Below are 14,640 nucleotides of genomic sequence, written 5' to 3'. Positions count from 1 at the left end.
AACAGCTATAGTCAAAAGTGATTATAGCTGTTTCAAATTTCGTATTAGACCCGTTTGATTTCTTCCATCACAAACGCCTCAAAGATATCGCCTTCTTTGATGTCGTTGAAGTTCTCGATTGTGATACCACATTCGTAGCCGGCTGTGACTTCTTTTACATCATCTTTGAAACGACGGAGTGCATGGACTTCGCCTTCGTAGACGACTACACCGTCACGGATGATGCGGACTTGCGAGTCACGCGTGATCTTACCGTCAGTGACGTAAGAACCTGCCACTGTACCGACTTTAGAGATATTGATCGTCTGACGGACTTCCGCCTGACCGATGACTTTCTCTTCGAATTCAGGGTCAAGCATCCCTTTCATCGCGAATTCGATTTCTTCGATGACTTTATAGATGATGCGGTGAAGACGCATATCGACTTTCTCTGCTTCTGCTGCACGTTTCGCGTTCACATCAGGTCTTACATTGAAACCGATGATGATACCGTTTGATGCAGATGCAAGCGTCACGTCAGATTCATTGATTGCCCCTACTGCTGTATGGATGATACGCACGTTAACGCCTTCTACGTCGATTTTCATCAGTGACGCTGCAAGTGCTTCTACTGAACCTTGCACGTCCCCTTTGATGATGACGTTCAGGTCTTTCATCTCCCCTTGTTTCATCTGTTCGAAGAGATTATCAAGTGAGACTTTCTGACTTTCCTGACGCTGTGCCATAATGTTCTGCTGCTGACGCGCTTCACCGATACGGCGCGCACGTTTTTCGTCCTTGAAGACAACGAAACGGTCACCGGCAAGTGGTACATCCTGCAGCCCTGTGATTTCTACTGGTGTAGATGGACCTGCAGTCTTGATGCGTTTACCTAAGTCATTGACCATCGCACGGACACGACCGAACGTATTGCCGACAACGATGGAATCCCCGATTTCAAGCGTACCATCCTGGACAAGAAGTGACGCTGCCGGTCCACGTGATTTATCAAGTTCTGCCTCGATGACTGTACCGAGTGCCGTACGTTTCGGATTTGCTTTTAATTCTTCGACTTCAGTCACTAACTGAATCATCTCAAGCAGATCATCGATACCGTCTCCTGTTAAGGCTGACAGCTGGACGAAGATTGTGTCGCCGCCCCAGTCCTCTGGATACAGACCATGTTCACCGAGCTCCTGCATGACGCGGTCCGGATTGGCAGTCGGTTTATCGACCTTGTTGACAGCAACGATAATCGGAACTTCTGCTGCTTTCGCGTGATTGATCGCTTCGATGGTCTGCGGCATAACACCGTCATCTGCAGCGACCACAAGAATCGTGATATCTGTGACCTGCGCCCCGCGTGCACGCATCGTTGTGAATGCCGCGTGACCTGGTGTGTCCAGGAACGTGATTTTTTTGCCGTCATTGACAATCTGGTAGGCACCGATATGCTGCGTGATACCGCCTGCTTCGCCTGCAGTGACACGCGTATTACGGATTGAGTCAAGCAAGGTTGTCTTGCCGTGGTCGACGTGACCCATGATAGTCACAACAGGCGGACGCTCTTCTTTGTCCGCGTCATCTGCATCCACATCCTCGAAGTATGTCTCAAGGTCCGTTGCATCAATGATCACTTCAAGCTCAGCTTCTACACCGTACTCATCACAGATCAGTTCAATCGCTTCTTCAGTCAGCGGCTGATTGATGTTCGCCATAATACCGACCATGAATAAGTTTTTAACGATTTCTGACGCGTCTTTGTTTAACTTCTCAGCTAACTCACCGACAGTGATACCTTCAGTGTAAGTGATTTTAGAAGGTGTCTCCTTAACAACCGGTGCTGGTGGTGGCGTCTGAGGTTTCTGATTCTTACCTTTTTTGCGCTGCTGATTGTTTTTCTGACCCGGACGGTTAGCGTTAGAACCCGTTCCTGGTTTATTGTTGTTCTGCCCTGGTCTGTTGTTCTGTCCAGGTTTATTAGGCCGGTTCTGGTTGCCGGCAGGCTTATTGCCATTCTGCGCTTTGTTCTGCACCGGTTTAGCCTGTGCTGGTTTGTCCGCTTTTTTCGGTTCTTCTTTTTTAACCTGATCTTTTTTGAAGATTTTATCTAAAGATGTGATTTCTTTATCTTCCAAAGTCTTCATATGCGTGTTGACTTCCACACCCATCTTCTGCAGTTCTTCAATGATATCCTTACTTCTCTTACCTACTTCTTTTGCATATTCGTATATTCTTTGTTTACTCATAGGTTCTCTCCTTTATCACTTTCATGAATCATGTCCTTCAGCTTCTTCGCAAAGCCTGAATCAAGCACACCGATGATGACCCGTTCATCCTTACCGATCGCCCATCCTAGTTCATGTCTCGAACCAAACGGCAGACATTTCACGTTATAAGACTGACATTTATTCATGATATTTTTTTGTGTGTTCGCTGAAGCATCGGTTGATAAAATCACTAATCTGACTTTACCCTTTCTCACTTCATTAATAACCAGTTCTTCACCTGTCACCAGCTTGCGCGCACGCATGGCAAGTCCGAGCAGATTCAGAATTCTGTCCTGCAGTGTCACTTCGGAATCATCGAACGATAAACCAGACGGATCAGTTCATCGTAGATCGGATTCAGTGTCTCTGTATCAGACTCAAAGAAATGCTCGAGTCTTTTCTTTTTGCGCGCTTCTTCAATTATTGCTAAATCCATTGATACGTATGCACCGCGGCCATTTGCCTTACCGGTCGGATCCACTGCTATATCGCCCTCTTTCGTACGGACGACGCGCAGCATTTCGCGTTTCGGTTTCATCTCCTGGCTTAAGATACATTTACGCATGGGAATTTTTTTCTGTTTCATCAGATTTCCCCCTTATTCTACTGGATAGATACCCGCTTCTTTAGCGTCAGTCTCACTTTTGATATCGATTTTCCAGCCTGTCAGTTTCGCTGCAAGACGTGCGTTCTGACCACGCTTACCGATCGCAAGTGACAACTGATAGTCTGGTACGATGACTGTCGTCGCCTGATTTTCCTCGTTAACGAGAACGTCCACAACCTGTGACGGACTCAGGGCATTTTTGACGAATGTCTTCGGATCTGCACTCCACTCAACGATATCAATCTTCTCGCCGCCGAGTTCATCAACAACCGCACCGACACGCGCACCTTTAGCACCCACACATGCGCCGACTGCATCGATATCCGGGTTATCAGAGTAGACACTGATCTTGGAACGGTCGCCCGCTTCACGTGCTACGGACTTCACGACTACAGTACCGTCAAAGATCTCAGGTACTTCCTGCTCAAATAAACGTTTCAGTAGGCCCGGATGACTTCTTGAGACGAAGATCTGTGGCCCTTTAGTCGTCTGTTCCACTTTGTTGACATAGACTTTGATACGTTCTGTCGGACGGTAGACATCGTTCGGGCTGCGCTCTGCTTCAGAGAGAACGGCTTCAGTCTTACCTAAAGTCACATAGACGTATCGGTGATCGACACGGTCGATGATGCCCGTCATGATATCATCTTCCTTATCGATGAACTCATTGTAAAGGATGCCTCGTTCAGCATCACGCAGGCGCTGCATCACTGCCTGTTTAGCGGCCTGTGCACTGACACGTCCGAAGTCAGAAGGGGTCACGTTCTCTTCAAAGATATCGCCGACTTCATAGGCAGGATTTGTTTCAAGCGCTGTCTCAAGAGAGACCTGGTCACGGGGATTCTCAACTTCTTCAACCACATCTTTACGAGAATAGACCGCGTAGCTGCCATTATCCATATTGAGTTCAACACGGACGTTGTTGGCACTGTTGTAGTTCTTTTTGTAAGCAGTGATCAGTGCTGCCTCAATGGTTTCAACCAGCACTTCACGCGGGATATTTTTTTCTTTTTCAAGAAAATCAATTGCATTTAATAATTCATTGTTTTTCATTTGTTTCCTCCGTTAATTAAAGAATGACTGCACGTCTGATCTTGGCGATTTTCTTGCGTGGCAGTTCAATTTCCTTTGTACGTGTTTTGATTCTGACAGACATCGTGACCGTATCCTCGTCGTATTTCACAAGTTCACCGAGCCACTCTTTATCGCCGCCGATTTCCTCATACAGTTTGACGTAGACAGGGTTGCCGACAGCAGCAGCGTAATCCGCTTCTTTTTTCAGCGGGCGTTCAGCTCCGGGAGATGAGACATCCATAAAGTAAGGGTCCGCAATCGGGTCCTCTTTATCCATCACTTCACTGATTTTCTCGCTCGCTAAAGCACAGTCAGAGATATCGATTCCGCCTTCTTTATCAATCGCGATACGCAGGTAATGATCAGGACCTTCCTTGACATATTCAACATCCACGAGTTCAAATCCAAGGCTCTTGATAACCGGTTCCACAATCTCTTCAACACGTTCTGTTATTTTGCTCATATAGGCCTCCTTAATGTGACAAGAAGAAAAGAGCGGGATTCCCCACTCTTTTCGTCAATAGAGTATTTTGTTAAGCATAATCATTATATCATATTACGAGGCCGTCTTCAATTCTATAAGTCAAAGATACTGAGCTGTGCTTTGTCCGGCATGTTATCCAGTGTACCGAGCGTCGTCAGATAGTCGATAATCTTCTGTGAGACACCGGCCTTCTTGTTCAGCTCTTCCTTGGACAGGAACGGTCCTTCCTCGCGTGCCGCCACAATTCGTCTCGCTACGTTCTCACCGAGGCCCGGCACCGCGATAAACGGGGGGATCAGTGTGTCGCCTTCAATGATGAAATCAAATGCTGTACTCTTCTCAAGTGATACCGGCTGCATACGGAAGCCGCGCTGAGCCATTTCGTTTGACAGTTCAAGCACGGTCAGCACATCCTTCTCCTTCTTCGCCAGATCATGAAAACGTGAATAATAATCCTTCACAGCCGCCTTGATGGTGTTCTTATCCTTCGTCATCGTGATCAGATCGAAGTCTGATGCGCGGACTGTGAAATAAGCGGCATAGTAATAGAGCGGATGATGCACCTTGAAGTAAGCAATCCGAAGCGCCATCATGACGTAGGCACTGGCATGGGCTTTCGGGAACATATACTTGATTTTCTTACATGAATCGAGATACCATTCCGGCACATTATTCTCGCGCATCGCCGCTTCAAAGTCCTCAGTAAGCCCTTTACCTTTACGGACGGACTCCATGATTTTGAAGGCAAGTGACGGTTCAAGACCCGCATACATCAGATAGACCATGATATCATCCCGACAGCCGATAACGCCTGACAGGTCACATGTCCCTGTACGGATCAGCTCCTGTGCATTACCGAGCCAGACGTCCGTACCGTGGGAGAGACCCGAAATCTGGATGAGTTCAGAGAACGTGCTCGGTTTCGTATCCTCCAGCATCTGACGCACAAAGCCGGTACCGAATTCCGGTACACCGAACGTACCGGTCTTACACATGATGTCTTCCTCTGTGACGCCCAGACTCTGCGGACCGGAGAAAATCTTCATCGTCTCCTTGTCGTCGAGTGGAATTGTCTTCGGATCGATACCGGACAAATCCTGCAGCATGCGGATCATCGTCGGATCATCGTGACCGAGGATATCAAGCTTGAGCAGGTTATCGTGAATAGAATGGAAGTCAAAGTGCGTCGTCTTCCACGAGGAGTTCTGGTCATCAGCAGGGAACTGTATGGGTGTGAAATCATAAATATCCATATTCTCAGGCACAACGATGATACCACCCGGGTGCTGACCGGTCGTCCGTTTGACACCCGTGCAGGCTTTGACAAGCCGGTCCACTTCAGCACCCCGCTTGTGCATGCTGTTATCATTCAGATAACCCTTCACGTAGCCGAACGCGGTCTTCTCAGCAACCGTACCGATTGTCCCTGCACGGAAGACTTTGTCTTCACCGAACAGGACTTTCGTATAGTTGTGCGCATTCGGCTGGTACTCACCACTGAAGTTCAAGTCGATATCAGGCACTTTGTCACCTTTGAAACCAAGGAACGTCTCGAACGGAATGTCCTGTCCTTCCTTGATAAATGGCACATCACACTGATCACAGTTTTTATCCGGCAGGTCATAACCACTGGAAACAGAACCGTCATTGAAGAAATGACTTTCATTGCACTTCGGACAGATATAGTGAGGCGGCAGTGGATTCACTTCAGTGATCTCTGTCATCGTTGCCACGAAACTGGAGCCGACAGAACCCCGTGACCCTACAAGATAGCCGTCATCAAGTGATTTTCTGACGAGTTTCTGTGAGATCAGATAGATGACCGCAAAGCCGTTACCGATGATACTGGCCAGTTCCTTCTCAAGACGAGCGACCACAATCTCAGGGAGGTCATCCCCGTAGAGCTTACGGGCATTCGCGTAGGACATCTCACGGATCTCTTCGTTCGCCCCTTCAATGGACGGCGTATAGAGCTCGTCACGAATCGGCACGACACGCTCTATCCGGTCAGCAAGGGCGTTTGTATTCTTGATGACGATCTCATAAGCCTTGTCCTGACCCAGGAACATGAAATCATCCATCATCTCGTCCGTCGTTCTGAAATGCGCATCAGGAAAACCACTTTTGTTCAGCGGGTTCCCCGGCATACTTGCGACCAGAATCTCACGTGCGATCTTATCATGCGGATGGAGGTAATGCGCATTGCCTGTCGCGATGACCGGTTTATTCAATTTTTCACCGACAGCAATGATACGGTGATAGATCTCTTCCAGTGTCTCATTGTCACGAATCAGATCACGGGCCAGCAGATGCTGATAAAGGGCTTTCGGCTGCACTTCTATATAGTCGTAGAACTGTGCGACCTTCTCCACCTCTGCCTGGTCCTTGTTCATGACCGCTGTGAAGATCTCACCATTATCACAGGCGCTGCCGACCAGAATCCCTTCGCGGTTCTCCTCGAGCAGTGAACGCGTGATACGCGGTGTGCGGTAGTAATAACGGACAAGCGATTCCGATACGATCTTGAATAAGTTCTTCAGACCTTTCTGGTTCTGTACAATCAGTGTCACATGCACCGGTCGTGCCCGCTTGTATGCATCCTGATTCGATAGTTTCTTATCGATATCCTGATGGTTGGTGACACCTCGTTCTTCCATCTGCTTCAGCATCTTGATGAAGATGTGTGCTGTCGTCTCCGCATCATAGATCGCTCTATGGTGCTGGGTGAGCTCCACGCCGTATTTCTTGGCGAGGAAGTTCAGACCGTGCTTACCGAGTTCGGTGTTGATGGTTCGGGACAGCTCAAGGGTATCAATCACCCCGTTATCGCTCGCACCGAGGCCCAGTCTGTCATATCCTGTATCGATGAAACCCATATCGAAGCTTGCGTTATGCGCGATATAGATGGCATCGCCGACCCAGTCCTTGAACTTCGGCAGCACTTCTTCAATCGGCGGTGCGTCACGGAGCATATCATCCGTGATACCGGTCAGCTGCTTGATGGTCTCATTCAGCAGTTCACCTGGATTGCTGAAGCTTTCAAACTTGTCAATGATTTCGCCGTCTCTCACTTTGACAGCGGCAAGTTCAATGATCTTGTCGTACTGAGAGCTGAGACCTGTCGTCTCGACGTCAAATACGACGTAGCTGCTGGAGGCCAAATCACGGTCAGTCGGATGATAGGTGATCGGCACCCCTTCATCGACCAGCATCCCTTCAAGACCATAGATCATCTTGATGCCGTTCTTCTCTGCTGCTGCATGGGCATCCGGATACGCCTGCACACCGTTATGATCTGTGATTGCAATCGCTTTATGCCCCCACTGTGCTGCCTGCTCCACATACTTACCGATATGTGTGATGCCGTCCATCTGACTCATGCTGGAATGAAGGTGAAACTCAACCCGCTTATCGTCAGATTTATCTTTACGCGGCGACTTCTTGATCTCATGAATATCATTGATCATCATTACGAGGTCACGGATAAAGGTATCCTCTTCAATCTTCCCTTGCGCACGGACCCATTTACCTGGGGTCAGCGCCTTGAAATGCTCAAGGTCACTTTTAGTCTGTCTATTGCGGCTGAACATCTTCAAGGTCAGTGAATCCGTATAGTCTGTGATCTTCAGCTGCAGAATATAGCGGCCGCTCTTCAGTTCCTTGATATCGGCGTCAAAGATGACCCCTTCAATCGCTACTTTATATTCCTCTTCGATAATAGTGGAAATCGGTTTGATGGATTCGATATTGATTTCCTTGCCGATTGAAGCCTGCGTTACTTCGTCCGTCTCTTCTTCAGCACGCTGCTTCTGCATCTCAGCCACTCGTTCACGCGTCTGGATGGCACTTGTCGTATCCTCTTCCTGGATTGTCGCTTCAAGTGACTCCAGTTCACGCTGCTGGTCTTCATCATTCGTCTCAAAGATAATCCTATCGAACTTGAAACCCGCTTTTTTGAACGCTTTCAGCAGCGAACCGTTACATGATTTCTCCAGATGCTGCTGTTCGACTTCGTTGTTGACGACAAATTTAATGACGTCGCCAGAAAAAATATATTTCTTCTGTTTCAGCTGCGACTTCATACTCGGACTCAGTGCGGTCTGATCCACACAATGATTCAGGTACCCTTGTACTTTCTCGATTTTATCAGACTGATCTGCCGCAGTAATAGAGAAATCCACATCCGCAATATGACTGAATGCAGTCTTCAGCTCACTGGCAAATGTCCTATAGACATCAGCCGGAAAGATGCGCGGACTGTTGATATAGAAATGCCACTGCCGTTCTTTCTCTGAAATATCAAGTCGTTCAAGCGTGCACCCTTTAAGTTCTGCCGGAAAGACATCTGTCATTTTCAGCTGCGTCAGCAATATACTGAACTTTTCTTCTTTATCTATCACGCCACGACCACCTTTATAAAATGAAAAAGTAACGCGCATAGTGCGCATTACTTAAGTTAGTCCTATTATAACAAAATTTTAAGCTAAGTCTTTATATAATGTTTCAATTTTTTCTGCGAGTTCATCGACTGAGACGTCAAACTTTTCATCAGTCGCACGGACCTTCACTTCCACAACTCCGTCTGCTGCCTGTTTACCGATGACGATACGAAGGGGCACACCGATCAGGTCAGCATCATTGAACTTGACGCCGGCACGTTCCTGACGGTCATCATAGAGAACCTGGTAATCTTTGGAGAATTCCACGTAAAGTTTGTCCGCCAGTTCCTTCTGTGCTTCCTGCTTCGGATTGACGGAAATGACATGGACGTCATAAGGGGTGATGGACTTCGGCCAGATGATGCCATTCTCATCATGATGCTGCTCGATAACAGCGCTCAGCGTACGTGAGACACCGATACCGTAACAGCCCATGATCATCGGACGCGCCTTACCCTGCTCATCGAGGAATGTCGCTTTCATCGCCTCAGAATATTTCGTACCGAGCTTGAAGACCTGCCCGACTTCGATACCTTCCGCAAATCTCACCGGACCGCTGCCGTCCGCTGCCGGCTCACCTTCTAAGATAAAGCGGAAGTCGCCAAATGCTTTGACGTTAAAGTCACGCCCTAAATTCGCATTGATATAGTGATAATCTGTCTCATTCGCACCGACCGCCAGATTATTGATATCCTGTATCGCATGATCCGCATAGATTTCAATCTTATCGACGCCGACCGGACCGAGTGAACCTGGTTTTGCATTCATAATGCCTTCAATCTCTTCCTCAGTCGCCATCTCCACCACTTCAGTGCCGAAGAAGGATTTCAGTTTAACATCATTCAGTTCATGGTGGCCCCGGACGAGGAACATCACAAAGCGGTCATCGACTTTCAGGATCATCGATTTGACAATCTCATTTAAGTCCTTACCGAGTAAATCTGCAAGCTGCTGAGCTGTCTTGACACCCGGTGTATGGATCTTCTCGAGCGCTTCTTCAGCCGTATGCTGAATATCAGGCGTATAGACCACTTCAGCTTTTTCGATATTGGCTGCATAGTCACTGCCGTCTGTATAGGCAATCGTATCCTCACCGATTTCAGCAAGCGCCATGAATTCATGTGTATGACTGCCACCGATCGCACCGCTGTCTGCGATAACAGGACGGAACTTCAGACCGACTCGGTTATAGATATTGCTGTAGGCGTTATACATATCACGGTAAGTCTCATCGAGAGATTCCTCAGTCGCATGGAAGCTGTAGGCATCCTTCATCACAAACTCGCGGCCACGGAGGAGACCGAAACGAGGACGTTTCTCGTCACGGAATTTATTCTGGATCTGGAATAACGTCACCGGCAGTTTCTTATATGATTTCAGCTCATCACGGACGAGTGAAGTGATAATCTCCTCATGCGTCGGACCGAGCGCGAACTCACGACCGTGACGGTCCGTCAGACGCATGAGTTCAGCACCATAACTCGGCCAGCGACCACTTTCCTGCCACAGTTCAGCAGGCTGCAGTGCCGGCATGAGAATCTCAACACCGTCAATGGCTTCCATTTCTTCACGCACAATCGCTTCAATCTTATTAAGTACACGTTTAGCAATCGGCAAATAGCTATAGACTCCACTTGCGACCTGTTTGATCATACCTGCTTTCAAAAGCAGCTGATGACTTTTAGATTCCGCATCGTTCGGAACTTCGCGTAACGTCGGGATAAACATCTTTGATTGTTTCATCTTATTACCTCCTATTAGTTAAAGAAATAGCGTTGAATATCGTTCCACGTCACCATGATCATGACGAAGAACAGGAAAATAGCACCGGCAGAAATAATCGCGACCTCCGCCTTCTTGTTGACCGGTTTTCTGAAAATCGCCTCGTAAAGGACGAAGAGAATACGCCCGCCGTCAAGCGCAGGAATCGGGAGCAGGTTCATCAGTCCTAAGTTCACAGATAACATCGCTGCCCAGTTCAGAATAGCTGTAATACCGAGTGATGCAACTTTTTCTGTATTTTTGTAGATACCCACAGGTCCATTCAGCATATCGAAGCTGAACCCACCCGTGAAGATACTTGTGAAAAGTCCGATGATCAGCGAGAAAATAAATGTTGCATAATAGAGAAATGTCTTAAAGCCTGCAATAAAGGGTTCAGTCAATGAAAATGTTTTAGTTGGATATAGACCAAACTGGTAAGACATTTCCGTTCTGTTTTTCGCAACCCGGACTTCACGTGCATCAGGCTTTATCTTGATCACTTGTTCTTTTCCATCACGTTCAATGGTCATATCATAAGTTTTGTCTTTATGCTTTTCGAGCTGTTCCTTCAGATCTGTAAACTTATTGATTTCAAAGTCATCAAGCTTCTTGATTGTATCACCACTCTGAAGACCAGCTGTCGCTGCAGGTGATTCATCGGCTATCTTGTCAATTGTCGTTGTAGGTGTGCCTACAATAAAGGCGATAATAATACATAAGACAAGCGCCAGTATAAAGTTGAACAGCGGTCCTGCGAAGAGTGTCAGAAACTTCGGCCATGGTTTCTTGTTCTTGAACTGACGATGGCGCGGTGCGATCTGGACGAGGTCACCTTCCCGGACGAAATAGGCCTCATCAGCCAGTGTATAGCGGACGTGTTCATTCGTATATTGATCGATACCTTGAATAAAAAGATTATCTTCAAAGTCACTATCTGCCACTTCCAGCTGTTCAATCTGTCTGAACTGATGCTGATCATCCAAAAGAATATGGGTGACTTCTCCCGCTTCATTCCGTTTGATGCTGACCACCTGTCCTGCTGTCAGCGGATTCTGCTCCATGCCGCTGCCCGCCATCATCACATATCCCCCTACCGGCAGCAGTCGAATGGTATAAAGCGTTTCATTTCTTTTATAGGAGAATATTTTCGGGCCCATTCCGATGGCAAATTCCGGACACATGATGCCTGCGCGCTTCGCGAACAGCAGATGGCCGAACTCATGCACTGTGACAAGCAGACCGAAGACGAATATAAATGCGATAATACCTGTCATATCTTACACCTCATAATGACGTGACTTATAGTCAGCATCCACTTTCAGAATAATCTCGAGATCCGGATTCTGTATCACATCATGATTCTGCATCTCACGCTCGATCAGCCGTTCGATATCAAGGAAGCTGATTTCTCCCTGCAGGAACTTCTCGACTGCCACTTCATTGACCGCATTCATCACAACCGGCATTGTCCCGCCGATTCTGATGGCGTCGTAGGCGAACTTCAGACATCTGAAGCGTTCAAGATCCATCTCCTTGAAATGAAGCGTGCCGAATTCCGCTAAGTTCAGGTGTTTACCCTGTCTTGGCAGACGGTCCGGATAGCTGAAGGCATAAAGAATCGGCATACGCATATCCGGTGTACCGAGCTGAGCCATCACACTTGTATCATTGAACTCGACCATGGAATGAATGACGCTCTCTTTATGAAGAAGGGTCTCAATCTTCTCAACCGGTAAGTCAAACAGCCATTTCGCTTCAATCACTTCCAGGCCTTTATTCATCATCGTCGCTGAATCGATCGTGATCTTCTGGCCCATCGACCAGTTCGGATGATTGAGGGCATCCTCCAGTGTCACATTCTCCAGTTCCGCACGGCTCTTGTCTCTGAATGAACCACCGCTTGCTGTAATAATGATTTTCTCGATGTTCTTGTCATCTTCACCGTTCAGGCACTGGAATATCGCTGAATGCTCTGAATCCACCGGCAGGATGTTGACCCCATGCTTCTTCGCTTCTTGCATGACAATCTCTCCTGCGACGACAAGTGTCTCCTTATTTGCCAGTGCAATATCAATACCGTGCTGAATTGCATGGAGTGTCGGTCTCAAGCCCACACTACCGAGTATCGAGTTCAGCAGTATATCGTTCTCTTTGTATGCGGCTACTTTCAGTAATCCTTCTTCGCCACTGACCACTTCGATGTCGTAATGCGTAAGTGCTGCTGTATCAGCCTCGTTCTGCAGAGATACAATCGACGGACTGAACTCTTCAATTATTTCTTTCGCTGTCTCAATATTACGTCCGACTGAGAAACTTACAAGCTTGTAGTCCTCAGGATGCTGACGGATGATATCCAGCCCCTGCATACCGACAGATCCACTTGCGCCTAATATACCTATTTTTTTCATGTCATCACCTAACTCTGAAAGTTGATTAAAAAGATGTTCATTAACGGTAATACAAAGATAAAGCTGTCAAAACGGTCCAGTATGCCGCCATGCCCCGGCAGCAATGTACCTGAATCCTTGACGCCGAAATTACGTTTCAATGCCGATTCCACCAAATCCCCTAGCTGCCCGGCCACACTGAGCAGCCATGTCACAATCACGAGCGGTAGCATTCCAAGCGGCATGTCATAAGTCAAGGCAAAGACGACTGCGACAATGGTACTGCAGGCGATGCCACCGATAAACCCTTCGATTGTCTTATTGGGACTGATTTCCGGCCAAAGCTTCCTTTTGCCGAATAAGCGGCCGAATATGTAGGCACCGGTATCTGTCAACCATACAACCAGCAGAGCAAAGAGCAGATAATGTAAACCTTGATGTCTTGTCTCATAGAAATACATAAAACCGATGCCGACATAGGCGACGGCGAGCATACAGAACGATGCATCGACAAAAGAGAATTTATTCTTCGATATGACCGTATGACTGAGCAGAATAAGACTGATGATAATCAAAAAGGGAACTTGAAAATCACTTTCGACTATCTGACTGCGCTGCGGTGACATAATCAAACAGAGTGCGACCAGACTAATTAATCCGGGCAGTGAGTACAGCTTGATTCTTCGCATACTGAGTACTTCCTTAAGCGCAACAATAGCGAGTGAATAAGCTAATATCAATACGGGAACTCCACCATATATCACAATAGGTAGAAAGACAGCCATTGCGATAATGGCTGTAATCGTCCTTGTTTTCATGCTTATACCCCTCCAAATCGACGCTGGCGGGATTGATAGATGTGAATCGCTTCATCTAAATCCGACGGTTCATAATCCGGCCATAGCTTATCGTGGAAGACGAACTCGCTATATGACGTCTGCCACAGCATAAAGTTGCTGAGACGTATTTCTCCTGACGTACGGATCAGCAAGTCGGGATCAGGATAGTCCTTTGTGAAGAGTGACTGGCTGAACAGCTCCTCATCAATATCATCCAGACTGATATCGTTTGATTTATAGGCATCTGCAATCAGCTGGACTGCAGCCACTATTTCTTTACGGCCGCCATAATTAAGCGCAAATATCAGCTTCATCCCTGTATTGTCCTTTGTTTCCTGCTCCACTTTATACAGAGCTTCTTTCGTGTGCTCAGGCAGCTGTTCGATAAAGCCCATTGATTCAACCTTAATATTATTTTTCATGAGGTCCGGCAGAAATGAAGACATAAATTCCACTGGCAGTTTCATCAGATAATTGACCTCTTCTTTCGGTCTTGTCCAGTTCTCTGTTGAGAAGGCATAGACCGTCAGATACTTCACGCCAATCTGACTTGCATGTGAAGTAATTCTTTTAACCGTCTGCATCCCTTCGTAATGTCCTTTTATGCGGGGCATTTTTCTATTCTTAGCCCATCTGCCGTTACCGTCCATAATAATCGCAATGTGGTCAGGTACTGCAGAATGGCTTATATCTTGAGAAGTCTTCTTCTTGAATATATTAAACATAAGGTCCTCCAGCTTCAATACTAATCTACATTCTAACATATCTATATCTCTATTTAACCACAAAAAAAGAGC

Annotated in this window: 11 protein-coding genes; all 11 read right to left on the bottom strand. The window is 47.2% G+C overall.

Going from position 1 to position 14,640, the window contains the following annotated elements; genetic code table 11:
* Nucleotides 1-44: 44 nt before the first annotated feature.
* Nucleotides 45-2,228, bottom strand: coding sequence for a translation initiation factor IF-2 (gene infB / locus ERX40_RS02715; protein WP_133416961.1), 2,184 nt, complete (start codon nucleotides 2,226-2,228; stop codon nucleotides 45-47).
* The gene (locus tag ERX40_RS02710) at nucleotides 2,225-2,512 is read right to left on the bottom strand and encodes a L7Ae/L30e/S12e/Gadd45 family ribosomal protein (RefSeq protein ID WP_243712931.1); all 288 of its coding nucleotides are present in this window, start codon (nucleotides 2,510-2,512) and stop codon (nucleotides 2,225-2,227) included. The genes infB and ERX40_RS02710 overlap by 4 nt, the downstream gene beginning before the upstream one ends.
* 38 nt (nucleotides 2,513-2,550) lie before the next feature.
* Nucleotides 2,551-2,835 carry an RNase P modulator RnpM gene (gene rnpM / locus ERX40_RS02705; RefSeq protein ID WP_133416959.1) on the bottom strand — a complete coding sequence of 95 codons (285 nt, stop codon included), beginning with the start codon at nucleotides 2,833-2,835 and terminating at the stop codon, nucleotides 2,551-2,553.
* A gap of 12 nt (nucleotides 2,836-2,847) precedes the next feature.
* Nucleotides 2,848-3,909 (bottom strand): transcription termination factor NusA, encoded by a 1,062-nt coding sequence (gene nusA, locus ERX40_RS02700; RefSeq protein WP_133416958.1) that lies wholly within the window; start codon nucleotides 3,907-3,909, stop codon nucleotides 2,848-2,850.
* A 16-nt stretch (nucleotides 3,910-3,925) separates the two neighbouring features.
* Nucleotides 3,926-4,393 (bottom strand): ribosome maturation factor RimP, encoded by a 468-nt coding sequence (gene rimP / locus ERX40_RS02695; protein ID WP_133416957.1) that lies wholly within the window; start codon nucleotides 4,391-4,393, stop codon nucleotides 3,926-3,928.
* 113 nt (nucleotides 4,394-4,506) lie between these two features.
* A complete protein-coding gene (locus ERX40_RS02690) occupies nucleotides 4,507-8,814 on the bottom strand; it encodes a PolC-type DNA polymerase III (protein ID WP_424960714.1) in 4,308 nt (1,435 codons plus the stop codon).
* Nucleotides 8,815-8,892: 78 nt separating this feature from the next.
* A complete protein-coding gene (locus ERX40_RS02685; protein WP_133416956.1) occupies nucleotides 8,893-10,596 on the bottom strand; it encodes a proline--tRNA ligase in 1,704 nt (567 codons plus the stop codon).
* Between the two features lie 14 nt (nucleotides 10,597-10,610).
* Nucleotides 10,611-11,891, bottom strand: coding sequence for an RIP metalloprotease RseP (rseP, locus tag ERX40_RS02680; RefSeq protein WP_133416955.1), 1,281 nt, complete (start codon nucleotides 11,889-11,891; stop codon nucleotides 10,611-10,613).
* A 3-nt stretch (nucleotides 11,892-11,894) separates the two neighbouring features.
* Nucleotides 11,895-13,025 (bottom strand): 1-deoxy-D-xylulose-5-phosphate reductoisomerase, encoded by a 1,131-nt coding sequence (gene dxr / locus ERX40_RS02675; RefSeq protein WP_133416954.1) that lies wholly within the window; start codon nucleotides 13,023-13,025, stop codon nucleotides 11,895-11,897.
* Between the two features lie 8 nt (nucleotides 13,026-13,033).
* Nucleotides 13,034-13,822 (bottom strand): phosphatidate cytidylyltransferase, encoded by a 789-nt coding sequence (locus tag ERX40_RS02670; protein WP_133416953.1) that lies wholly within the window; start codon nucleotides 13,820-13,822, stop codon nucleotides 13,034-13,036.
* A 2-nt stretch (nucleotides 13,823-13,824) separates the two neighbouring features.
* Nucleotides 13,825-14,568, bottom strand: a complete 744-nt coding sequence (locus ERX40_RS02665) for an isoprenyl transferase (RefSeq protein ID WP_133416952.1) — start codon at nucleotides 14,566-14,568, stop codon at nucleotides 13,825-13,827.
* Nucleotides 14,569-14,640: the final 72 nt, after the last annotated feature.

It is taken from the genome of Macrococcus carouselicus, from assembly GCF_004359515.1.
GTDB lineage: Bacteria > Bacillota > Bacilli > Staphylococcales > Staphylococcaceae > Macrococcus > Macrococcus carouselicus.
This window is presented reverse-complemented; position numbering and strand designations above follow the sequence as displayed.

What these genes read in the sequence shown, in the direction of transcription:
- infB (WP_133416961.1), bottom strand. Translation starts at nt 2,228, where the DNA reads ATGAGTAAACAAAGAATATACGAATATGCAAAAGAAGTAGGTAAGAGA.
- ERX40_RS02710 (WP_243712931.1), bottom strand. Translation starts at nt 2,512, where the DNA reads ATGCGTGCGCGCAAGCTGGTGACAGGTGAAGAACTGGTTATTAATGAA.
- rnpM (WP_133416959.1), bottom strand. Translation starts at nt 2,835, where the DNA reads ATGAAACAGAAAAAAATTCCCATGCGTAAATGTATCTTAAGCCAGGAG.
- nusA (WP_133416958.1), bottom strand. Translation starts at nt 3,909, where the DNA reads ATGAAAAACAATGAATTATTAAATGCAATTGATTTTCTTGAAAAAGAA.
- rimP (WP_133416957.1), bottom strand. Translation starts at nt 4,393, where the DNA reads ATGAGCAAAATAACAGAACGTGTTGAAGAGATTGTGGAACCGGTTATC.
- ERX40_RS02685 (WP_133416956.1), bottom strand. Translation starts at nt 10,596, where the DNA reads ATGAAACAATCAAAGATGTTTATCCCGACGTTACGCGAAGTTCCGAAC.
- rseP (WP_133416955.1), bottom strand. Translation starts at nt 11,891, where the DNA reads ATGACAGGTATTATCGCATTTATATTCGTCTTCGGTCTGCTTGTCACA.
- dxr (WP_133416954.1), bottom strand. Translation starts at nt 13,025, where the DNA reads ATGAAAAAAATAGGTATATTAGGCGCAAGTGGATCTGTCGGTATGCAG.
- ERX40_RS02670 (WP_133416953.1), bottom strand. Translation starts at nt 13,822, where the DNA reads ATGAAAACAAGGACGATTACAGCCATTATCGCAATGGCTGTCTTTCTA.
- ERX40_RS02665 (WP_133416952.1), bottom strand. Translation starts at nt 14,568, where the DNA reads ATGTTTAATATATTCAAGAAGAAGACTTCTCAAGATATAAGCCATTCT.